Raw genomic sequence first — 21,590 nt, 5'->3', positions numbered from 1 at the left:
GCGCGGCGGGTTTTCCCCTGCCGCACCGCGCGATTTGCTATCCTTCGGGTCTTGGCATCACACGCTCGTCATATTCATGCACGTCAACCCCGGAAATGTCTTCATGGTCGTCGCACCCAGCGGCGCCGGCAAGTCCAGCCTGGTCAAGGCCTTGCTCCAGCAAGATCCCGCCATTCTCCTGTCCGTTTCCTGCACCACCCGCGCCCCGCGCCCCGGCGAGGAAGACGGCCGCGAATACCGCTTCATCAGCGCCGACGAATTCAAGCAGCTGCGCGACGAGCAGCGTCTGCTGGAATGGGCCGAAGTGCATGGCAATTTCTACGGCACCCCGCGCGATCCCATCGACGCCGCCACGCGTGATGGCCGCGACGTGCTGCTTGAAATCGATTGGCAAGGCGCGCGCCAGGTGCGCCAGCGTTTTCCGGCCGCCATCGGCATTTTCGTGCTGCCGCCGTCCATCGAAGAGCTCGAAAGCCGGCTCAAGGCGCGCGGCCAGGATGCGCCGCAAGTGATCGCTCGCCGCCTGATGGCCGCCGGGGGCGAAATCGCCCACGCGCCTGAATGCGAATATGTTATTATTAATCAAGAATTTAGCGTAGCCTTGTCGGAACTGACTCAAATCGTCAGCGCCGCCCGGCTACGTTTTTCGTCTCAGGCCGCCCGCCACGCTGAATTGTTTGCGCAACTCGGCATCCCGGCGGCCCACTGAAACGAATCCGCATTCTCCCTATCCTCCATCAGCACCAGGTGTCCTAATGGCTCGCATTACCGTCGAAGACTGTCTGAATCAGATCCCCAACCGTTTCAAGCTCACGCTGGCCGCCACGTACCGCGCCCGCGAGCTGGCGCAAGGCCATGCCCCGCGCCTGGACAGCAAAGACAAGCCCACGGTCACTGCGCTGCGCGAAATCGCAGGCGGCCTCACCGGCGTGGAAATGCTGCGTAAAGTTCCCACCTGATACGTTCCGGGGGGCGGCAAGCATGGCTTTTCCCGGGCTGAAGTACGCTTCATCTGGTCTGCTTGCCGCGCTACGTGCCGGCTCCCGCCTTGGGCGCCGCACGGGCAAGAAAGACAAGAATCCCTCCACGCCAGCATCCGTCGCCGCGCAAGAAGCGGCTGACGCGACCGCCTCGCCGGTCGCTTCGCTGGCGCCGCTGACCGAAATCATCGGCAGCTATCTCGACAAGAAAGACGTAGAACGCGTTCGCGAAGCCTATCGCTTCGCCGACCAGGCGCACCTGGGCCAGTTCCGCGCCAGCGGGTCGCCCTACATCTCGCACCCCATCGCCGTCACCGAAATCTGCGCAGGCTGGAAGCTCGACGTCAACGCGTTGTCCGCCGCCCTGCTGCACGACGTGATGGAAGACCAGGGCATTGCCAAGCACGAGCTGGCCGAGAAATTCGGCCCCGAAGTGGCTGAACTGGTCGATGGCCTGTCCAAGCTCGACCGCCTGGATTTCGCCACCAAGGCCGAACAGCAGGCCGAGAGTTTCCGCAAGATGCTGCTGGCGATGGCGCGCGACGTGCGCGTCATCCTCATCAAGCTGGCCGACCGCCTGCACAACATGCGCACGCTGGACGCGGTCAATCCCGAAAAGCGGCGCCGCATCGCCCGGGAAACGCTGGACATCTACGCGCCCATCGCCCATCGGCTGGGGCTGAACCTGCTGTTCCGCGAACTGCAGGACCTGTGCTTTGCGGCCATGTACCCCAACCGCTACCAGGTGCTGTACAAGGCCGTGCTGGCCGCGCGCGGCAACCGTCGCGAGGTCATCGGCAAAATTGCCGATTCGGTGCGCGCCGCGTTGCCGGCCGCCGGCATCGAAGCCGAGGTCACCGGCCGCGAAAAGACGCTGTACGGCATCTACCGCAAGATGGAGGACCAGAAAAAGTCCTTCTCCGATGTGCTCGACATCTACGGCTTTCGGGTCATCGTGCATACGCTGCCCGAGTGCTATCTGGCCCTGGGCACGCTGCACCAGCTGTACCGCCCGGTACCCGGCAAGTTCAAGGACTACATCGCCATCCCGAAGGTCAACGGCTACCAGTCGCTGCACACCACGCTGGTGGGCCCCTACGGCACGCCGGTGGAATTCCAGTTCCGTACCCGCGACATGCACCACGTGGCCGAAGAAGGCGTGGCCTCGCACTGGCTGTACAAGGGCGACGACCTGACCCTGAACGACCTGCAGAAGCGCACCCACCAATGGTTGCAGTCGCTGCTGGACATCCAGAGCCAGACCGGCGATTCGGGCGAATTCCTCGAACACGTCAAGGTCGACCTGTTCCCCGACGCCGTCTATGTGTTCACCCCGCGCGGCAAGATCATCTCGCTGCCGCGTGGCGCCACGCCGGTCGACTTCGCCTACGCCATCCATACCGACATCGGCAACCAGGCCGTGGCGGCCAAGGTCAACGGCGAATTCGTGCCGTTGCGCACCGAGCTGAACAGCGGCGACACGGTCGAAATCGTGACCTCGCCGGCGTCGCGGCCCAACGCGCAGTGGCTGAACTACGTGCGCACCGGTCGCGCGCGTTCCGAAATCCGCCACTACCTGCGCACGGTCAAGTACGAAGAATCCGTGGCCTTCGGCGAACGCCTGCTGGGCCAGGCCCTGCAAGAGCTGCACATGCCGCTGCCGGCGACCGACGACCCGGCCTGGCAGAAGCTGGCGCGCAGCACCGGCGCCAGTTCACGCGAAGAAATCCTGGCCGACATCGGTTTGGGCAAGCGCCTGGCGGCCGTGGTGGCGCGGCGTTTTGCGCCCGAACATCAATTGGTCGCCACCACCGCCGCCGCGGTGGACGAACTGACCTCGGCCCGCAGCGCGCCCATCCTGATCCAGGGCAACGAAGGCCAGGCGGTGCAGTTGGCGCCTTGCTGCGGCCCGCTGCCCGGCGACCCGATCATCGCCGGCATGCGCATGGGCCACGGGCTGGTGGTGCATACTGCCGACTGCCCGGTGGCGATGCGCCAGCGCCTGCGCGAACCCGAACGCTGGATCAACGTGGCGTGGGATACCCACACCGCCAAGCACCTGGCGACGCGCCTGGACATCGTCACGCGCAACGAACGCGGCGTGCTGGGCCGATTGGCAGCGGAAGTCACCGCGGCCGACGCCAACATCATGCACGTCACCATGCACGATGACGCCGTGTCCACGGTATCGCTGCACCTGACCATCCAGGTCGACAGCCGCAAGCACCTGGCCCAGGTCATCCGCGCCATCCGCCACGTGCCGCAAGTGCAGAAGATCGTCCGCGTGAAAGGCTGATGCCATCCGGCGCGGGCAATGCCGCCCGCGCCGGATCTTTTCCCCGCAGCTCGTCCTCGCCGCCAGCGCGCCGACCCGCTTCAGGCCCGCCTGAACCGCTGGCCGCGCTGGCGTACCCGTTCGGCGCCATCATGACGACGGATGAAGTGGTGGCGCTGCCGGTCCGCTGAACCGGCGCAAGCCCAGGCGTGGCAAGCGGAGGCGCCGGAGAGGGTCCGGCGCCCCTGCCCCCCCTCAGGCCACGTGCTGCAGGAAGTCTTTCAGGCGCTGGCTGGGCGGATTGTCCAGCAGCTCGGCCGGCGGACCGTCGTGCGCGATCTTGCCCGCGTCGATGAAGATCAGGCGGCTGCCGACCTTGCGCGCGAACTCCATTTCGTGGGTTACCACGACCATGGTCATGCCTTCTTCGGCCAGGTCGCGCATGACCTTGAGCACCTCGTGGCGCAGCTCGGGGTCAAGCGCCGAGGTGGGCTCGTCGAACAGCATCAGCTTGGGCTTGATGGCCAGCGCCCGGGCGATGGCCACGCGCTGCTGCTGGCCGCCCGACAATTCGCCGGGATAGTGATTCATGCGTTCGGCCAGCCCGACCTTGGCCAGCAGCTGCTCGGCCAGTTCGCGGGCTTCGTCGCGCGCCAGGCCACGCGTGTGCACCGGCCCGAACATGACGTTCTGCAGCGCGGTCATCTGCGGGAACAGATTGAACTGCTGGAACACCATGCCGGCTTCGCGGCGGATCTCGCGCACTTGCGCCGCGTCGCCCCGCACGCTCAGGCCATCGACCAGCAGGTCGCCGTCGTTGATGGTTTCGAGCACGTTGATGCAGCGCAGGAAAGTGGACTTGCCCGAACCGGACGGGCCCACCACGACGACCACTTCGCCCGCATCGATGTTGAGCGAGATGTCGTTGAGCACCATGGACTGTCCAAAGTGCTTGGTGACGTTATGAAATTCAACCATGCTCATAGTATGCGCATCCTCTTCTCGATCAGGTGCAGGACCAGTGCCATCGTGCCCGTCAGGATCAGGTAGACGATGGCGATCGCGGACCAGATCTCGACCGCACGGAAATTGGCGGCCATGATTTCCTGGCCTTGGCGGGTCAGTTCCGCGACGCCGATCACGATGAACAGCGACGAATCCTTCAGGCTGATGATGCACTGGTTGCCCAGCGGCGGAATCATGCGGCGAAACGCCACCGGCCCGATGATGTGGAACAGGATCTTGTGGAAAGGCAGGCCCATGGCCTGGCCGGCTTCCTTCAGGCCCTTGTGCACGGACAGCAGCGACCCGCGCACGATTTCCGAGATATACGCGCCGGAATTGATGATGAGCGTGACGATGGCCGCCCATTCGGCATCCACCCGGACGTTGGCCAGCAGCGGCAAGGCGAAATAGATGAACATCACCTGCACCACGATCGGCGTGCCGCGGATGACCGCGACATACACCTGCGCAATGCCCGACAGGATGGGATGCCCGTAGGCCCGCGTCACGCCGGATAGCGCGCCCAGCAGGAAGCCGCCGAGCAGGCCCCAGAAGGTGATCTTGATGGTCATTTGCGTGCCCACCCACAGGTTGGGCAACGCCTCTGTCACGACATTCCAGTCAAAATCCACAATTACCCCTTAATAGCGTGCAACCGCGCCGCGGCATGAAGCAAACCATGCCGGGCGGCAAACGGCTCGGGGCCGCCCGCCGAGGCCCGGCGCCACCGAAGTCGCGCCGAGGCCCCAGACTGCCGGGCGGCCCCGAATGCAGAATCAATCAGGCCTGAACGATCAGGGCTTCTTGCCGAACCACTTCTCGTAGATGGCGTCGTACTGGCCGTTGGCCTTCAGGGTGGCCAGCGCCTTGTTCACCTGCGGCACGAGGTCGCTGCCCTTGGGGAAGGCGATGCCGTAGAAGTCGCCGCTCTTGAGCGAACCCACCACCTTGACGCGACCCTTGCCCGCCGTATTGGCGTAGTACTGGACGTTGGGCGTGTCGTGCACGGCGGCGTCGACGCGGCCGGTGGCCAGTTCGAGGTAGGCGTTGTCGATGTTGGGGAACAGCTTGAGCTTGGCGTCCGGCACCTGGGCTTTCAGGAAGTCGACGGTGGCCGTGCCGGTCTTGACGGCGACGGTCTTGCCGGCCAGGGACTTGGCGTCCTTGATGTCGCTGTTCTTGTCGCTGACCAGGATGGCCAGGCCACTTTCGTAGTAGGGGTCGGAGAAGTCGATGACCTTCTTGCGGTCGTCGCGGATCGTGATACCGGCCAGCGCGGCGTCGATGTTCTTGGTCTGCAGGCCCGGGATGATGCCGTTGAAGTCCATCGGCTGGAGCTTGTACTTCAGGTTCAGCTCTTTGGCGACGGCAGCCCACAGATCGATGTCGAAGCCGACGTAGGTATTGCCCTGCTTGAACTCGAACGGAACAAAGGCGGTATCGGTGGCCACCACCAATTCCTTGCCTTGGGCGTAGGCGCCGGAAGCGGCGCCGAACATGGCCATGGACAGGCCGACCAAGGCGGCGGCGACTTTACGTTTAATCATGAAACTCTCCTCTTGGGGACCCTTTGGTACCCGGGGTTGTAGTTGGGACATGATGCCGGTCACGCCGGGATCGCCGGAGCAACTTACGGCAAATCTTAACGCATCCGTCCCCACCGGAGAGAGCTTAGAAAAATTACAATCCGCATGACACCCGGAGAATCCCCATGCCCTACAAATACGTACGCATCGCCGGCAATCGGCGCCAGGTCGGCGTCGCCCTGGGCAAGCTCGCCCGGCCGCTGATGGCGGCCTACCTGGAACAGAACGGCACCTGGGAAGCCCTGCGGCCCTGGCGCGGCCACAGCTACCTGGATCAACTGGGCCAGTTCGCCCGCGACGCCCTGCCGGCCATCTGGGAAGAACTGGAAGGCCTGGCCGAGGGGCTGCGCATGCCGCTGGCCGACGTGCTGCTCTGGAATTGCCGCGGCGACCTGCTGCACAGCAGCACCGGCGATGGTTGCACCTCGGTGGCCCTGAAGGCCGCGGACGGCACCCGCTGGATCGGCCACAACGAAGACGGCGACCCGTATCTGTACGGCCGCTGCCACCTGGTGGACGTGGCGCTGGAAGATGCGCCGGGTTACCTCAGCTTCTATTACCCGGGGTCGCTGCCCGGCCACACGTTTGCCGCCAACCGCGCTGGCCTGGTGCAGACCATCAACAACCTGCGCACGCGCCAGCGCCACCCGGGCGTGCCGCGCATGCTGCTGGCGCGGGCGGTGCTCGATTGCACCACGCTGGACGAGGCCATCGCGCTGCTGCGCGATGCCCCGCGCTCGGGCGGCTTTCACCATACGCTGGGATCGGCCGCCGACCCGCGCATCTTCAGCGCCGAGGTCGCGCCGGGCGGCGCCTCGTTCCTGGAAATCGGTACGCGCTACGGCCACGCCAACCACATGATCCACCAGGAAACCCGCGGCCAGGCGCAGATCGTCACCGACTCGTCGCGCACCCGCCAGAACCGCATCGAAGGCATCGTCGATGGCTGGTCGCCGGCCACCGGCGGCGCCGACCTGCTGGCCGCGCTGCACGACACCCATGGCGACCTGCCCATCCTGCGCACGGCCAAAGACGATCCGGACGACGAGAACACCCTGGCCACCGCCATGTTCGAGATCCGCGACGACGAGGTGACGCTGCGGGTCTACGACCGCAAGGCCCGCGCCGACATCGCGCTGGACGTCATGACCGACCCCGACGACGAAAAAAAGCCCGATCCCGCCTGAGCGAAACCGGGCTGCCCGGGCCGTACCGCGATCGCGCCACGGCCCGGCGACGGTCAATGCCGTGCGGCGTCAGGCCGCACCGTAACCGCCGCCCCCAGGGGTTTCCACCACGAACACATCACCGGGGCGCAACTGGGCGCTGTCCTGCGGACCCAGTTCCTCGATCGAACCGTCCAACCGCTCGACGTAGTTGCGACCCATGGCAGCGGGTTGGCCGCCCGCCAGGCCGAACGGCGCGAACCGGCGGTTGTTCGACAGGATGGCCGCGGTCATGTCTTCCAGGAAGCGGATGCGTCGGATACCGCCGTCGCCACCGCGATAGCGCCCTGCCCCGCCCGAGCCATGGCGGATCTCGTACGATTCCAGCCGCACCGGGAAACGGAACTCCAGCACTTCGGGGTCCGTCAGGCGCGAGTTGGTCATGTGGGCCTGCACCACGGACGTCCCCGCAAAGCCTTCGTCGTGCGGACCCGCGGCGTCGATCTTGACCGGGCCTGCGCCCGTACCGCCCGAGATGGTCTCGTAGTATTGGTGACGCGCGTTGCCGAAGGTGAAGTTGTTCATCGTGCCCTGGCTGGAAGCCAGCACGCCCAGCGCGCCATACAGCGCATTGACGATGCACATGGACGTTTCGACGTTGCCCGCCACCACCGAGGCCGGCGGGTTCGGACGCAGCATCGAGCCTTCCGGCAGGATGATGGACAGCGGCACCAGGCAACCGTCGTTCAGCGGGATGTCGTCGTTGACCAGGGTGCGGAACACATACAGCACCGCGGCCACGGCGATGGCGCCCGGGGCGTTGAAGTTGTTGTCCAGCTGCGGCGACGTGCCGGTGAAGTCCACCACGGCGCTGCGCGCCTGGTTGTCCACCCGCACGGCCACCCGGATCACCGCGCCGTTGTCCAGCGGGTATTCGTAGCTGCCGTCCTTGAGCACCGAAATCACGCGGCGCACGGCCTCTTCGGCGTTGTCCTGCACGTGGCCCATGTAGGCCCGCACCACGTCCAGCCCGAAGTGATCGCACATGCGCAGCAATTCCTGCACGCCCTTTTCGTTGGCGGCGATCTGTGCGTGCATGTCGGCGATGTTCTGGTCGGGGTTGCGCGCCGGCCAGCGGCCCGAACCCAGGATGTCGCGCGCCGCCTGTTCGCGGAACTCGCCGCCCTTGACCAGCTGGAAGTTCGTGAACAGCACGCCTTCGTCTTCCACCGTCTTGGAATCCGGCGGCATCGAGCCCGGCGTGGTGCCGCCGATGTCGGCGTGGTGGCCGCGCGAGCCGACGTAGAAGAGGATTTCGCTGCCCTTGCGGTCGAACACCGGGGTGATGACGGTGACGTCCGGCAAGTGGGTGCCGCCGTGGTACGGGTCGTTGACCACATAGGCGTCGCCCGGCTGCATGCGGCCGGCGTTGGCGTGCATGACCGTGCGCACCGATTCCCCCATGGACCCCAGGTGCACCGGCATGTGCGGCGCGTTGGCGATCAGGCGTGCCTTGGCGTCGAAAATGGCGCAGGAGAAATCCAGGCGTTCCTTGATGTTGACCGAGTACGCCGTGTTCTGCAGGCGGTAGCCCATCTGCTCGGCGATCGACATGAAGAGGTTGTTGAAGACTTCCAGCATCACCGGGTCGGCCTGGGTGCCGATGGCCCGGCGCTGCGGACGGGCCTCGACACGGCGGATCACGAAGTGATCCTGCGCCGTCAGTTCGGCCTGCCAGCCGGGTTCGACGACGGTGGTCTGGTTGGGCTCCGAGATGATGGCGGGGCCCGCCACCACGTCGCCGCCGGCCATGTCTTCACGCACATACAGGGGCGTGTCGCGCCAGGCGCCGCCGCTGTACATCCGCACCGTCTGACGCGCAGCCAGCGCGCCGTCGCGGGTGCGCGATGCGGGCGTTTCGGTCACGCGTTCGCCGCCGCCCGTCGCTTCGACCGAAATGGTCTCGACCACCAGCTCGCGGTTGGGCATCAGGAAGGAATAACGCTGGCGGTAGGCAGCCTCGAAGTCGCGGCGGGCCTGTTCCAGGTCGCCATAGGCAACTTCCAGCGCCGTATCCGTGCCGCGGTATTTCAGGTGCAGGCGGCGCTGCACGCTGATGTCGCTGTCGGCCACGTGCTGACGACGCAATTCGCCCACGGCCTGGCTGGCCAGCGCGTCCAGGTCGCCGGCCAGTTCGCGCATCAGGTCGGCATCCAGCACCTTTTCAACGGTCTTCTGGCGCATGTCGGTCTGGTCGGCCAGGCCCATGCCGTAAGCGGACAGCACGCCGCCCAGCGGATGCGCGAACACGGTCGTCATGCCCAGGGCGTCGGCCACCAGGCAGGCATGCTGCCCGCCCGCGCCGCCGAATACCGTCAGGGCGTATTCGGTGACGTCGTGGCCGCGCTGCACCGAGATGCGCTTGATGGCCTCGGCCATGTTGCCCACGGCAATTTCCAGGAAGCCTTCGGCCAGTTGCTCGGGCGACATGTCGCGCCCCGTGGCCGCGCGCACCTCGTCGGCCATGGCCGCAAAGCGCTGCGCCACGGCGTCGCGGTCCAGCGGCTCGTTGGCCTCGGGGCCGAACACCTTCGGGAAGAAGTCGGGTTGGATCTTGCCCAGCAGCACGTTGCAGTCCGTCACGGCCAGCGGACCGCCTCGGCGGTAGCAGGCCGGGCCGGGGTTGGCGCCGGCCGAGTCCGGGCCGACGCGCAGGCGCGCGCCGTCGAAATGCAGGATCGAGCCGCCGCCGGCCGCCACGGTGTGGATGCTCATCATCGGGGCGCGCATGCGCACGCCGGCCACCTGGGTTTCGAACTCGCGCTCGAATTCGCCGGCGTAGTGCGAGACGTCGGTGGACGTGCCGCCCATGTCGAAGCCGATGATCTTGTCAAAGCCGGCCTGTTCGCTGGTGCGGACCATGCCGACGATGCCGCCGGCCGGGCCGGACAGAATGGCGTCCTTGCCGCGGAAGCGATGGGCGTCGGTCAGGCCGCCGCTGGACTGCATGAACATCAGGCGGATGCCGGGCAATTCGCCGGCCACCTGGTCCACGTAGCGCTTGAGAATGGGCGACAGGTAGGCGTCGACCACGGTGGTGTCGCCACGCGAGACGTACTTGATCAGCGGGCTGACCTCGTGCGAGGCCGAGACCTGCGTAAAGCCGACTTCCCGGGCGATGCGGGCGGCGCGTTGCTCGTGCCCGGCGGCGTGCCAGGCGTGCATGAACACGATCGCCACGGCACGGATGCCGCTGTCGAACGCGGCCTGGATGTCGCGGCGCAGGCCGGCTTCGTCCAGGTCGCGGATCACTTCGCCATCGGCGGCGACGCGCTCGTCGGCCTCGACCACGCTTTCGTACAGCATTTCCGGCAGCACGACGTTGCGGTCGAACAGGCGCGGACGGTTCTGGTAGGCAATTCGCAGGCCATCACGGAAGCCGCGGGTGGTGACCAGCAGCGTGCGTTCGCCCTTGCGTTCGAGCAAGGCGTTGGTGGCCACGGTGGTGCCCATCTTCACGCATTCGACCTGTTCGGTCGGCACCGGCTGCCCGGGAGCGATGCCCAGCAGCTTGCGGATGCCTGCCACGGCGGCGTCGCGGTACTGCTCGGGATTTTCCGACAGCATCTTCGCGGTGGTGGTCGAGCCATCGGGGCGGCGCGCCACGATGTCGGTGAAGGTGCCCCCACGATCAATCCAGAATTGCCACTTCATAAGTATCCTCGGGTACGGGAAGCCGCCGCGGCGCAGGCGTCACGGCGGGTTGCAGGTGCGGGGGCTGGCCCCGCGTATCGGTTATAGGGAGGTCGCCGCGCGCGCCGCCTGGTCGTACAGGCCGGACAGCGCGCGCAGGGTGTGCGCCAGCTGGCGGCTGAATTCCAGGCCGCCCCCGCCCGGCGCATCCAGGCCGGCGGTCAGGCATTGCTCGCGGATTTCGCCGTAGCGCTTGATGATGGCCGCGCCTTCGGACGTGACGCTGTAGAACACTTCCTTGCTGGCGCGCTCGCCCTTGACCACGCCCAGGCGGTCCAGCTTCTTGAGCGCGTAATTGACGATGTGGGTGTCTTCGACGTTGAGCGTGAAGCAGATGTCGGCCAGCTTCTTGGGACGCTGGCGATGGAACACGTGGTGAAACACCATGACGTCGGTCGGCGTCAGGTCGGGCAGGCCCGCGGCCGCCATGCAGCGCACCGTCCAGCGGTCAAAGGCGTGGCTGGCGATCATCAGGCCGAATTCGACTTCGGACAGATCGGGCGCGCTGCCCCCGGCCAGATGGGCCGACGAGGCAATCAACGTGGAGGTCATAGAGGCCGGGCTAGAAGTTTATCTGTGCGAAATACTAATAATTTATCTATATTTCATCAATAAAAAATAAATCAGGGACATAAAAAATCCCCCATTTCGAGGGAATACCCTGAGAGGAAAGCGCGCGGCAGGCGCGCCCTCCTGGCCCGCCGTCGCGCTATGGCGCGTCCCAGCCGGCCGGCAAGTGCGCGCGGATCAGCGAGCCGGCGATCGAGATGCGCGCCGCGATCTCGGGCATCGGGTCGCCCGGCCCGAACCAGCGGGCGTCGGCGATCTCGTCCTCCTGGACGCGGATGTCGCCCGACACGTATTCGGCGGTATAGGCCACCATCAGCGAATGCGGGAACGGCCAGGACTGGCTGCCGAAGTACTTCAGGTTGCCGACCTTCAGGCCCACTTCTTCGAAGACCTCGCGGTGCACGGTCTGCTCGATGCTCTCGCCCGGTTCGACGAAGCCGGCCAGCGCGGTGTAGCGCGAGGCGGCGTTGGTGGTGTGACGGGCCAGCAGGATGCTGTCGCCCTTGCGGATCAACACCATCATGGCGGGCGAAATGCGCGGATAGGCCGAGAAGCCGCAGGCCGGGCAACGCTGGCAGAATTCGCCGGCCACGCGCACCGTGGCGGTGCCGCAGGCGCCACAGAAACGGTGCGTGCGCGCCCATTCCGCGATCTGGTAGGCCCGGCCGGCCAGCGCCATGCGTTCGTCGTCGAACACGCCAAACAGCGAACGCAGCTTCTTGAAGGCATAGCCGTGCGGCGGCTCGACGCCGGGCTCGACGTGGATGGTGCGGGCCGGCGACTCCGGCGCGGCCCAGACCGGTTGCAGCCCTTCGGCCGCCACGCCCACCCGGACACAGGCGTCCAGGTCGGGCAATACGCTGGATGCTTCTTCGACCAGCAATTCATCACGACGGAAAACGAAATTCACACAAGCCTCTGCGGCAGGATTCAACGTTGGAATCTTAGAAGAAAAACGTGTATCGCGATGCATTGCGCGACGCCACAACACAATAATTCAAGCTTCAATCATTGTGGCGTAGCGGTCCTAGGAATTACCCGTAAATGCGTGTCCACAGGCACTTTGTGACTGCACGGCAACATAGAATGGCACGGCTTTTCTGCAACGCGTCATAAGCGCGCGCTCTTTTTTTCGCAATGCCTACCGGGCAAGCACCGCCTTGCCACCATTCGCAAAGAAGGACCACCCCATGTTCAAGAAAATCTCGCTGCTGACCGGCAGCATCCTCCTGGCGTTCAGCGCGGGCGCACAGGCTCAAACCAAATGGGACCTGCCCAGCGCCTACCCGGCCAGCAACTTCCACGTCGAGAACCTGACCACCTTCATCAAGGACGTGGACACCCTGTCCGAAGGCAAGCTGAAGATCACGCTGCACAACAACGCCTCGCTGTACAAGGCGCCGGAGATCAAGCGCGCGGTCCAGGGCAACCAGGCCCAGATCGGCGAGATTCTCCTGACCAACTTCGCCAACGAAGACCCGATCTACGAACTGGATGGCCTGCCCTTCCTGGCCACCGGCTACGAGGCGTCGTTCAAGCTGTACCAGGCGCAGAAGCCGTTCCTTGAAAAGAAGCTGAATTCGCAGGGCATGACGCTGCTGTACGCCGTGGCGTGGCCGCCCCAGGGCATCTTCGCCAACAAGGACATCAAGCAGATCAGCGACATGAAGGGCCTGAAATGGCGCGCCTACAGCCCGGTGACGGCCAAGATCGCTGAACTCGTCGGCGCCCAGCCCGTGACCGTGCAGCAGGCCGAACTGGCCCAGGCGCTGGCCACCGGCGTGATCGACTCGTACATGTCCTCGGCCTCGACCGGCTACGACACCAAGACCTACGAGTACATCAAGAAGTTCTACGACACCCAGGCCTGGCTGCCCAAGAACGCCGTGATCGTGAACAAGAAGGCCTTCGAGGTGCTGGATCCGGCCACGCAAGCCGCCCTGAAGAAGGCCGGTGCGCAAGCCGAAGAACGCGGCTGGAAGCTGTCGCAGGAAAAGAACAAGTGGTACCAGGAAGAGCTGGCCAAGAACGGCATGGAAACCATCAAGCCGACGGTCGAGCTCAAGGAAGGCCTGTCGGTCATCGGCAAGCGCATGCTGGACGACTGGCTCAAGAAAGCGGGTGCTGACGGCCAGGCCATGATCGACGCCTACAAGAAGCAGTAATCGACATCATGCGCCGCTTTCTAGATGGTCTTTACGGCGCGGCCGGCCTGTTGGCCGGCCTGTGCACGATTGGTGTACTGGTGTCGGTGCTGGCCGCGATCGTCGCGCGCCAGCTCGGCCTGAACATACCCGGCACGGATGCCTATGCCGGGTATTTCATGGCCGCCGCCGGATTCCTGGCTTTGGCCAGCACGTTCAAGCACGGCGAACACATCCGCGTGACGCTGCTCTTGAACTCGCTGTCGCCCGCCGGCAGCCGCCGCCTGGACATTTTCGCGTTGGCGATGGGCTGCCTGCTGGCCGCCACATTCGCGTTCTTCAGCATCAAGCTGGCCTACGACTCGTGGCAGTTCAACGACATTTCGACGTCCAACGACGCCACGCCGCTGTGGATTCCGCAGCTGAGCATGGCCGCGGGCACCGTCCTGTTCCTGGTCGCCCTGCTCGATGAGCTGGTCCGCCGTTCACGCGGCCTGGCCGCCGCCACCTCGCAGCAAACCCATGAATGAACTTCTCGTCATTACCTTATTGGTCGTCTCGATCTTCGCGCTGCTGGGCTGCGGCGTCTGGGTCGGCCTGACGCTGGCGGGCACCGCCTGGATCGGCATGGAGATCTTCTCCAGCCGCCCGGCCGGCGACGCCATGGCCGTCACCATCTGGGGCGCCTCGTCCAGCTGGACCCTGACCGCCCTGCCCTTGTTCCTGTGGATGGGAGAAATCCTGTTCCGCACCCGGCTGTCCGAAGACCTGTTCAAGGGCCTGGCGCCGTGGCTGAACCGCCTGCCCGGCCGGCTGCTGCACACCAACGTCATCGGCTGCGCGATCTTCGCGGCGGTGTCGGGGTCGTCGGCCGCCACCTGCGCCACGGTCGGCAAGATGACCATTCCCGAGCTGACCCGCCGCGGCTACCCCGAGGAGAAGATCCTGGGCACGCTGTCGGGCGCCGGCACCCTGGGGCTGCTGATCCCGCCATCGATCATCATGATCGTCTACGGCGTGGCGGCGGACGTGTCCATCGCCAAGCTGTTCATCGCGGGCATCGTGCCGGGCATCCTGCTGGCGCTGTTGTTCATGGGCTACATCGCCTGGTGGGCCCTCCGCAATCCCGGCCAGGTGCCGGCCGCCGACCCCGGCCTGACGTTCATGGAAAAGCTGTCGCGCTCGCGCCACCTGATTCCCGTGATGCTGCTGATCGGCGCGGTGCTCGGTTCCATCTACACCGGCGTCGCCACGGCCACCGAGGCTGCGGCAGTGGGCGTGGTGGGCGCGTTGATCCTGTCGGCGCTGCAAGGCTCCCTGAACCGCAGCACCTTCATGCAATCGCTGCTGGGCGCCACCCGGCTGTACTGCATGATCGCGCTGATCCTGGCCGGCGCGCAGTTCCTGACGCTGGCCATGGGCTACATCGGCTTGCCTCGGGCGCTGGCCGAATGGATCGGCGGGCTGGGCCTGTCGCAGTTCGGCCTGATCATGGCGCTGATGGTGTTCTTCATTGTCCTGGGCTGCTTCCTGGACGGCATCTCGATCGTCGTGCTGACCATGGGCGTGCTGCTGCCCACGGTGCAGGCGGCCGGCATCGACCTGATCTGGTTCGGCATCTTCATCGTTTTCGTTGTGGAAATGGCACAGATCACCCCGCCGGTGGGCTTCAACCTGTTCGTGCTGTCGGGCATGAGCGGGCGCGAACTGCCCTACATCGCCAAGGCCTCGCTGCCGATGTTCTTCCTGATGATCCTGGCGGTGCTGCTGCTCTATGCCATCCCTGGCATTGCGACGTGGCTGCCGCTGCACATGACGCTTTGAGCGCCTGAGCCCTCCCGAAACCCCGTTCTTGCAACGGGGTTTTTTTTGGAACAATCACGGGATTGTTTCAACAATCGCCTTTTTTGGAATTCTGTAAACCCAGGGAAAACGCCAAAAAGATAAAGCAACAACACAACCCGTAACTTTTTTAGAATCCCCGTGGCGTTCTGGTTGCGCACCACGATGGCGCATCGAACGCACAAACGGCCAACGCTCCGGACCCGCGCCAACCCTGGCGTCGGTGCGACGGCCCAGCTCCAGGCGAACCGCCAGGTGCAACCAGCCGAGTCACAAGCCCGGCTCACGCTAAGAACAGAAACATCTAGGAGAAGCCTTCGTGAAACGCATCACCCTCTCTCTCGCTGCAGCCGGCCTCGGCCTTGCCGCCGGTGCCGCTTCGGCGGAAACCAGCGTGACCCTGTACGGTATCGCCGACGTCAGCATGCGCTACGTCAACACCAGCTCCGGCTCGACCGGCGTGGACGGCAGCCGCATCTCGATGGAAAACGGCGCCATCTCGAACAGCCGCTGGGGCCTGCGTGGCTCGGAAGACCTGGGCGACGGCAACCGCGCCTTCTTCCGCCTGGAGCAAGGCTTCAACGTGCAGAACGGTCGCGGTTCCGACACCAGCAAGACCTTCAACCGCCTGGCCTACGTCGGCCTGGACGGCGGCAAGATCGGCGCGCTGACCCTGGGTCTGCAGAACACGGTGATCCAGGACCTGATGGCGGACTACTTCGATCCGCTGACCGTCGGTAACTACAACGAAAACTCGTGGCTGCCCGCCGCCATGGGCCGCGTGCGCAACAACAACACCGTGCGCTACTCGAACACGCTCGGCGACCTGAACGTCATCGCGTCGTGGGCCAACGGCGACCGTTGGGACGACAAGAAGGCTGGCCAGCAAATGGGCATCAGCCTGCGCTACACCGCCGGCCAGCTCGGCCTGGGCGGCGCGTTCATGAAGACGTACCAAGGCACCGATTCCGACCTGCGCCAGCAAGTCTGGAACCTGAGCGCCTCGTATCAGTTCGAAAGCGCCAAGATCTTCGCCGGCTACTTCAACGGCCGCGACCAGACCGGCTGGGTCAACGCCGTCATGGGTGGCACCACCACCGCCCAGCTCGACCGCAAGGACAACGGCTACTTCGCCGGCGTGACCTGGCAGGCCACCCCGCGCTGGGCCATCACCGGCGCCGCCTACTACGACCAAAGCAAGAACGTGGTCGAAGACGGCGACAAGGGCAAGCGCTACGCCCTGGTGGCCGTGGCCGAGTACTCGCTGTCCAAGCGCACCCAGGTGTACGGCACCGTCGACTACAACAAGGTCAACGATGCCGTCACCGGCGAAATCGCCGGCCGCACCAGCCAGATCGGCGCCGGCCTGGGCATCCGCCACATTTTCTAAGTCCTTCACCGGACTCAAGGCCTACCCCCGGCCGCATGTCAAAAAGCCCACCGCTTGCGCGGTGGGCTTTTTCTTCGTGCTGCGCCAGCGCCCGGGCTACATCCCCAGATACGCGCGGCGCACCTCGTCCGACGCCGCCAGTTCGGCCGCATCGCCCGACAGCGCAATGCGCCCGCTTTGCATCACGTAGGCGCGCGCCGCCACTTCCAGCGCCTGCGCCATGTTCTGCTCGACCAGCAGCACCGACAGGCCGTCATCGCGGTTCAGCGCGGCCAGGGCGTCGAAGACCTGCTCGACCAGCAAGGGCGACAGGCCCAGGCTGGGCTCGTCGATCAACAGCAATCGCGGACCGCTCATCAGCGCGCGGCCGATGGCCAGCATCTGCCGTTCGCCGCCGGACATGGTGCCCGCCAGTTGCTCGCGCCGCTCTTTCAGGCGCGGGAACAAGGCGTAGACCTTGTCCAGCCGCTCCTGGTAGATGCGTTCGTCGCGCACCGTGTAGGCGCCCAGCCGCAGGTTCTGCTCGACCGGTTGGCGGGCAAACACCCGCGCGCCTTCCGGAATCATCGCGATGCCCTGCTTGACCAGCTGGTCCGGCGGGGTGCCCGTGATGTCGCGCCCTTCGAAGACCACCCGGCCTTCCTTGGGCTTGACCGAGCCGATGATGGCCAGGAGCGTGCTGGACTTGCCGGCGCCGTTGGCGCCCAGCAGCGCGGCGATCTCGCCGGGGCGCACCTCCAGGGAAATGCCGCGCACGGCTTGCACGCCGCCATAGGCCACGCTCAGGTTCTCTACCTTCAACATCACTTCAGGCACGGTGCTTTCTCCCCAGATAGGCTTCGATCACGGCGGGATTGCGCACGATGTCCTGCGGCGCGCCTTCGGCGATCATCTGGCCGAAGTTCAGCACCAGCACCCGCTGGGCCAGCCGCATCACCACTTCCAGCACGTGCTCGACGATGATGAGCGTGACGCCGGCGGCATGGATGCCGCGCAGGATCTCGGCCAGCGCGATGGCCTCGGCCGGGTTCAGGCCGCCCGCCACTTCGTCCAGCAGCAGCATGCGCGGTTCGGTGGCCAGCGCGCGCGCCAGTTCCACCCGCTTCTGCCCCGCCACGTTCAGCTCGGCCGCCAGCGTGTTGGCGCGATCGGCCAGGCCCACCAGTTCCAGCACCTTGGCCGACGCGCGGCGCGCATCGGGCAGCCGCGGATGGCGCAGCAGCGCGCCGACCATGGCGTTTTCCAGCACCGTCATCTGGCCGAAGCTGCGCGGGATCTGGTAGGTGCGCACCAGCCCCATCGCCGCGACCTGCTCGGGCCGCCGGCCGATCATGGATTCGCCGCCGAACGTCACCGTGCCCGAGGTGGGCTCGTGATGGCCCACCAGGCCGTTGAACAGCGTGCTCTTGCCCGCCCCGTTGGGGCCGATGATGGCGACGATCTCGCCCGCTTCGACCGACAGCGAGATATCCTTGTTGGCGACCAGGCCGCCGAAGCGCTTGGTCAGGTCCTTAACGTCCAGCAGAGCCACGGCGCCTCCTCAATGTCACCAGACCGCCTGGCAGGAACAGGGTGACGAGCAGAATCGCCAACCCGAAAATCAGCAGGTCCAGGCCCAGGCCCGAACTGCCCCACAGCACACGCGTGCCTTCCGACAGCGGCAGCAGCACCGCCGCGCCCAGCCACGGCCCGACCAGCGTACCCACGCCGCCCAGGATGGCCACCAGCACCACCTGCACCGACATCGTCAGGCTGAACATCGATTCGGGATCGATGAAGCCGACATACATGGCAAAGAAGCCGCCCCAGACGCCCGTCATGCCCGCCGACAGCACGAACGCCAGCATCTTGTAGCGGTCGGCCGGCACGCCCAGGCTGCGCGAGGCGGCCTCGTCGCCGTTGATGGCACGCCAATAGAAGCCGGTCTTGGAATGCACCAGGAAGTACGTGGCGCAGAACGTCAGGAACGCCAGCCCCACCGCGATCAGGTAGTACGGCACCTTGCTGCGAAACAGCAGCATCCAGGCCGCATCGCCGATCGGGGCTTCCAGCCCCACCGCCCCGCCCGCCCATTCCCAATTGATCAGCAGCAGCAAGCCGATCTGCAGCAGCGCGATGGTGGCCATGGCGAAATAATGGCCGGACAGGCGCAAGGTCGGCCCGCCCACCAGCCAGGCCAGCGCGGCGCTGATCAGTCCGCCCAGCGGAATGCCCAGGAGCGGCGTGAGCTTCAGGTGATGCAGCAGCAGCAAGGTGGTGTAGCCCCCCACGCCCACGAACACGCTGTGGCCGAAGGAAATGCGCCCCAGGAAGCCGCCCACCAGGTTCCAGCATGCGCCCAGCGCGCCGAACATGATGGCCAGGAGCAGCACTTGCAAGGTGAACGAATCGGTCACCGCCAGCGGCACCGCCGCCAGCAAGACCGCCACGCCCAGGGCCACGGCCACCGGCCACTTCGGCACGCCCGCGGACGCGCCATCGATTTTCTGTGTCGTCGTCATGTCACCACCGCCCGAACAGGCCGCGCGGCCGGTACCAGAGAACCAGAATGAACAGGATGAACACGCTGACCGTCTTCAAGGCGGGCGCGACGAAGTAGCCCGTCATCGCCTCGATGATGCCGATCAGGATGCCCGCGATGAACGCGCCGGGCAGCGAGCCGAAACCGCCCATGCACACGGCCACGAAGGCCAGCAGGCCGAACACCGTGCCCACCGACGGAAACACGTAGAAGAACGTGGTCAGCAGCGCGCCGGCAAGACCCACCGCGGCGCTGCCCAGCATCCAGACCTGGGCGTTGACGCGGTCCGGCGAAATGCCCACCAGCGCCGCCACCTGGCGGTCTTCGGCCACCGCCTGCAGGGCATGGCCCCAGCGAGTGCGGTACACCAGGATGAAGAGCGCAATGATCACCACCAGCGCGATCAGGCCGGTCACCACCTGCGGACGGCCCAGCGAAATGCCCGCCAGCGTCACGCTGCCGGACACCATCGTGTCGGGCAGGCTGCGGTAGTCGGGGCTGAAGGCGATGAAGGCCAGCTGGCGCAGCACCAGGCCCAGCCCGAAGGTGGCCAGGATGACCGCCATGGCCGGTCCTTTCTGCAAGCGCTTGATGATCAGCGCATAGGTCAGGAAGCCGACGAAGGCCAGCACGATGGCAACCAGGGGCGCGGACAGCGTGGGGTCGATGTGACCCAGGGTGTAGAGCCAATAGGCGGCATACATGCCGAGCATCAGGAATTCGCCGTGGGCGAAGTTGATGACGTCGGTGATGCCCCATATCAGCGCCAGCCCCACCGCCACCGCGGCATAGATCAGGCCGTTGAACAGGCCTGCCGAGAGAGCTTCAAACATGGAGTGCTCCTGTGGCGGGCCCCCGCGGCCCGCCACGGCTGATGATTACTTCCAGGAGAACGGCAGCGTGGGCAGCGTCTTGTCGGTGCGGTACTTTTCCGGCCACACCGTCTGGTAGGACGAACCCTTCAGTTCCAGGATCAGGCCCGAGCCCTTGGTGTTCTGGCCCTTGTCGTCGAACTTCACGCCGGCCCAGGGCATGGCCACTTGCGCCTCGCCCAGGTCGGTGGCGGCCAACGCCTTGCGGATCGCTTCCGGATCGGTGGAACCGGCGCGGTTGATGGCGTCGGCCAGCACCAGCACGCCCTGCATCGAACGGGCGTTGTTGCCGTTCAGGTCCTTGCCGGTCTTGGCCTTGTACATGTCGTTGATCTTCTTCAAGCCGGCCTTGGCGGCGGCGACGTCGTTGCCCCAGACGTCGCGCGTCAGCACGCCCTGCACCTGCGGGCCCACTTCCTGCACGAAGCGCGAATCGATGAAGCCGGCGTCGTTGGCCAGGAGGACCGGCGGCGCGTACTTGCTTTCACGCATGGTGCGCACGAACAGCATGGCGTCCGAGGTATAGCTGGCGAAGATCGCCACGTCGGGCTTGGCCGCGGCCAGCTTCTGCACTTCGGCGGTCACCGAGGCCGAGCCGGCGCTGTAGGCGATGTTGGCCACCACCTGGCGCTTGTACTGCTTGGCGAACTTCTCGACCGCCTTGTACGTGTTGACGCCGAAGTCGGTGTTCTCGTACACCACGGCGATCTTGGCGGTCGGCGTGCCCTGGATGCCATCCAGGAACTGCATCATGTTTTCAACGAAGGTGTCGTCGTTGGGCGAGGTGCGGAAGAACCACTTGTAGCCGCGCTCGGTCAGGTCCGGGCTGCTGGATTCCCCATTCAGGTAAGGAATGCCGCGTTGCTCGGCGATGCGGCTGGCGGTCTTGGTGACGGCGGACTGGTAGGCGCCAGTCAGGGCCACCACCTTTTCCTGGTCGATCAGGCGCTGCGCGTCGGCCAGGCCCACTTCCGGCTTGCCTTGCGAATCGCCGAACACCACTTCGATCTTGGCCCCGCCCAGCGCCGGCAACCCGGCGCCCGCGGCCAGGGGGATGCCCTCGAGCTCGGGATGCGGATTGTTGATGATGTCCACGGCCAGTTCCACCGCGGCCTTGATTTCGGCGCCGGTGGACGCCAGCGCGCCGGACAAGGGATAGATCGCACCGATCTTGACGGTCTTGACCTGCGCCTGCGCCGGCAATGGCGCGACGGCCAGCAGCGCCAGACTTGCGGCGACACCCGCAATGAGCTTCATCTTCATTACTAGACTCCTGGAAAAATCCCACTGTGAAAGCAATGCAATGTGCGGGGCGCGCGGCCCCGGGCCCGGTGGATCCGGGCTTGCGGCAACCCGCCACCCTCCGGCATGCCGGAAGGCGGTGGGCCCTGAACTTTTGTCGCCTTTTCCCCTTGTCCTTTCATGGATCGTTCTGGAGGCAAAACCAAAGCTGCTTGGCGCGCCCGGCTGGCGGGCGCCTGTGATG

At 65.7% G+C, this 21,590-nt stretch carries 20 protein-coding genes; 9 read left to right on the top strand and 11 right to left on the bottom strand.

The annotated features are described in order from the left end of the window. The first annotated feature begins 76 nt into the window (after positions 1-76). The 4 genes from gmk to AC6LJ2_RS17295 are packed head-to-tail and all read left to right on the top strand — an operon-like array spanning position 77 to position 3,446. Positions 77-709, top strand: a complete 633-nt coding sequence (gene gmk / locus AC6LJ2_RS17310) for a guanylate kinase (RefSeq protein ID WP_263915571.1) — start codon at positions 77-79, stop codon at positions 707-709. A gap of 46 nt (positions 710-755) precedes the next feature. Continuing rightward, entirely contained in the window at positions 756-959 is a 204-nt protein-coding gene (gene rpoZ, locus AC6LJ2_RS17305) for a DNA-directed RNA polymerase subunit omega (protein ID WP_006219679.1), read from the top strand. Positions 960-981: 22 nt separating this feature from the next. Beyond that, positions 982-3,276, top strand: coding sequence for a RelA/SpoT family protein (locus tag AC6LJ2_RS17300; protein ID WP_263915572.1), 2,295 nt, complete (start codon positions 982-984; stop codon positions 3,274-3,276). Beyond that, entirely contained in the window at positions 3,276-3,446 is a 171-nt protein-coding gene (locus tag AC6LJ2_RS17295; protein WP_498151800.1) for a hypothetical protein, read from the top strand. The genes AC6LJ2_RS17300 and AC6LJ2_RS17295 overlap by 1 nt, the downstream gene beginning before the upstream one ends. A 64-nt stretch (positions 3,447-3,510) precedes the next feature. On the opposite strand, the gene glnQ is transcribed toward AC6LJ2_RS17295, so the two are convergent. From glnQ to glnH, 3 genes are all read right to left on the bottom strand, one after another. Then, positions 3,511-4,239, bottom strand: coding sequence for a glutamine ABC transporter ATP-binding protein GlnQ (glnQ, locus tag AC6LJ2_RS17290; RefSeq protein WP_263915574.1), 729 nt, complete (start codon positions 4,237-4,239; stop codon positions 3,511-3,513). Beyond that, the gene (glnP, locus tag AC6LJ2_RS17285; protein ID WP_263915575.1) at positions 4,236-4,892 is read right to left on the bottom strand and encodes a glutamine ABC transporter permease GlnP; all 657 of its coding nucleotides are present in this window, start codon (positions 4,890-4,892) and stop codon (positions 4,236-4,238) included. Before glnP ends, glnQ begins: the two co-directional genes overlap by 4 nt. 162 nt (positions 4,893-5,054) lie before the next feature. Beyond that, positions 5,055-5,807 (bottom strand): glutamine ABC transporter substrate-binding protein GlnH, encoded by a 753-nt coding sequence (gene glnH / locus AC6LJ2_RS17280; RefSeq protein WP_263915576.1) that lies wholly within the window; start codon positions 5,805-5,807, stop codon positions 5,055-5,057. A 164-nt stretch (positions 5,808-5,971) separates the two neighbouring features. On the opposite strand from glnH, the gene AC6LJ2_RS17275 reads away from it, so the two are divergent. Further along, positions 5,972-7,033 carry a C45 family autoproteolytic acyltransferase/hydrolase gene (locus tag AC6LJ2_RS17275; RefSeq protein ID WP_498151799.1) on the top strand — a complete coding sequence of 354 codons (1,062 nt, stop codon included), beginning with the start codon at positions 5,972-5,974 and terminating at the stop codon, positions 7,031-7,033. 69 nt (positions 7,034-7,102) lie between these two features. Here AC6LJ2_RS17275 and AC6LJ2_RS17270 read toward each other — a convergent pair whose 3' ends face one another. The 3 genes from AC6LJ2_RS17270 to nudC form a co-directional block, all read right to left on the bottom strand. Then, positions 7,103-10,726: a hydantoinase B/oxoprolinase family protein gene (locus tag AC6LJ2_RS17270; RefSeq protein WP_498151798.1), complete on the bottom strand. Its 3,624-nt coding sequence runs from the start codon at positions 10,724-10,726 to the stop codon at positions 7,103-7,105. A gap of 81 nt (positions 10,727-10,807) precedes the next feature. Then, the gene (locus AC6LJ2_RS17265; RefSeq protein ID WP_498151797.1) at positions 10,808-11,317 is read right to left on the bottom strand and encodes a winged helix DNA-binding protein; all 510 of its coding nucleotides are present in this window, start codon (positions 11,315-11,317) and stop codon (positions 10,808-10,810) included. A gap of 157 nt (positions 11,318-11,474) precedes the next feature. Continuing rightward, entirely contained in the window at positions 11,475-12,245 is a 771-nt protein-coding gene (gene nudC, locus AC6LJ2_RS17260; RefSeq protein WP_445656444.1) for an NAD(+) diphosphatase, read from the bottom strand. Positions 12,246-12,525: 280 nt separating this feature from the next. On the opposite strand from nudC, the gene AC6LJ2_RS17255 reads away from it, so the two are divergent. The 4 genes from AC6LJ2_RS17255 (at position 12,526) to AC6LJ2_RS17240 (ending at position 16,711) form a co-directional block, all read left to right on the top strand. Further along, positions 12,526-13,500 carry a TRAP transporter substrate-binding protein gene (locus AC6LJ2_RS17255; RefSeq protein ID WP_498151796.1) on the top strand — a complete coding sequence of 325 codons (975 nt, stop codon included), beginning with the start codon at positions 12,526-12,528 and terminating at the stop codon, positions 13,498-13,500. Between the two features lie 8 nt (positions 13,501-13,508). Continuing rightward, entirely contained in the window at positions 13,509-14,009 is a 501-nt protein-coding gene (locus AC6LJ2_RS17250; RefSeq protein ID WP_263915581.1) for a TRAP transporter small permease, read from the top strand. Continuing rightward, positions 14,002-15,303, top strand: coding sequence for a TRAP transporter large permease (locus AC6LJ2_RS17245; protein ID WP_263915582.1), 1,302 nt, complete (start codon positions 14,002-14,004; stop codon positions 15,301-15,303). The genes AC6LJ2_RS17250 and AC6LJ2_RS17245 overlap by 8 nt, the downstream gene beginning before the upstream one ends. Positions 15,304-15,640: 337 nt before the next feature. After that, positions 15,641-16,711 (top strand): porin, encoded by a 1,071-nt coding sequence (locus AC6LJ2_RS17240; protein WP_498151795.1) that lies wholly within the window; start codon positions 15,641-15,643, stop codon positions 16,709-16,711. Positions 16,712-16,807: 96 nt separating this feature from the next. Here AC6LJ2_RS17240 and AC6LJ2_RS17235 read toward each other — a convergent pair whose 3' ends face one another. From AC6LJ2_RS17235 to AC6LJ2_RS17215, 5 genes are read right to left on the bottom strand one after another with little or no spacing between them, the layout of a single operon-like run. After that, positions 16,808-17,515, bottom strand: a complete 708-nt coding sequence (locus tag AC6LJ2_RS17235) for an ABC transporter ATP-binding protein (RefSeq protein WP_263915606.1) — start codon at positions 17,513-17,515, stop codon at positions 16,808-16,810. Positions 17,516-17,519: 4 nt separating this feature from the next. Beyond that, positions 17,520-18,242 carry an ABC transporter ATP-binding protein gene (locus AC6LJ2_RS17230; protein ID WP_199166736.1) on the bottom strand — a complete coding sequence of 241 codons (723 nt, stop codon included), beginning with the start codon at positions 18,240-18,242 and terminating at the stop codon, positions 17,520-17,522. Next, a complete protein-coding gene (locus tag AC6LJ2_RS17225) occupies positions 18,223-19,212 on the bottom strand; it encodes a branched-chain amino acid ABC transporter permease (RefSeq protein WP_263915584.1) in 990 nt (329 codons plus the stop codon). Before AC6LJ2_RS17225 ends, AC6LJ2_RS17230 begins: the two co-directional genes overlap by 20 nt. A 1-nt stretch (position 19,213) precedes the next feature. Then, positions 19,214-20,065, bottom strand: a complete 852-nt coding sequence (locus AC6LJ2_RS17220; RefSeq protein WP_263915585.1) for a branched-chain amino acid ABC transporter permease — start codon at positions 20,063-20,065, stop codon at positions 19,214-19,216. A gap of 45 nt (positions 20,066-20,110) precedes the next feature. Beyond that, entirely contained in the window at positions 20,111-21,367 is a 1,257-nt protein-coding gene (locus AC6LJ2_RS17215; protein ID WP_263915586.1) for an ABC transporter substrate-binding protein, read from the bottom strand. Between the last annotated feature and the right edge of the window lie 223 nt (positions 21,368-21,590).

The sequence above is a fragment of the Achromobacter sp. 1014246743 genome, assembly GCF_059760725.1.
This window is presented reverse-complemented; position numbering and strand designations above follow the sequence as displayed.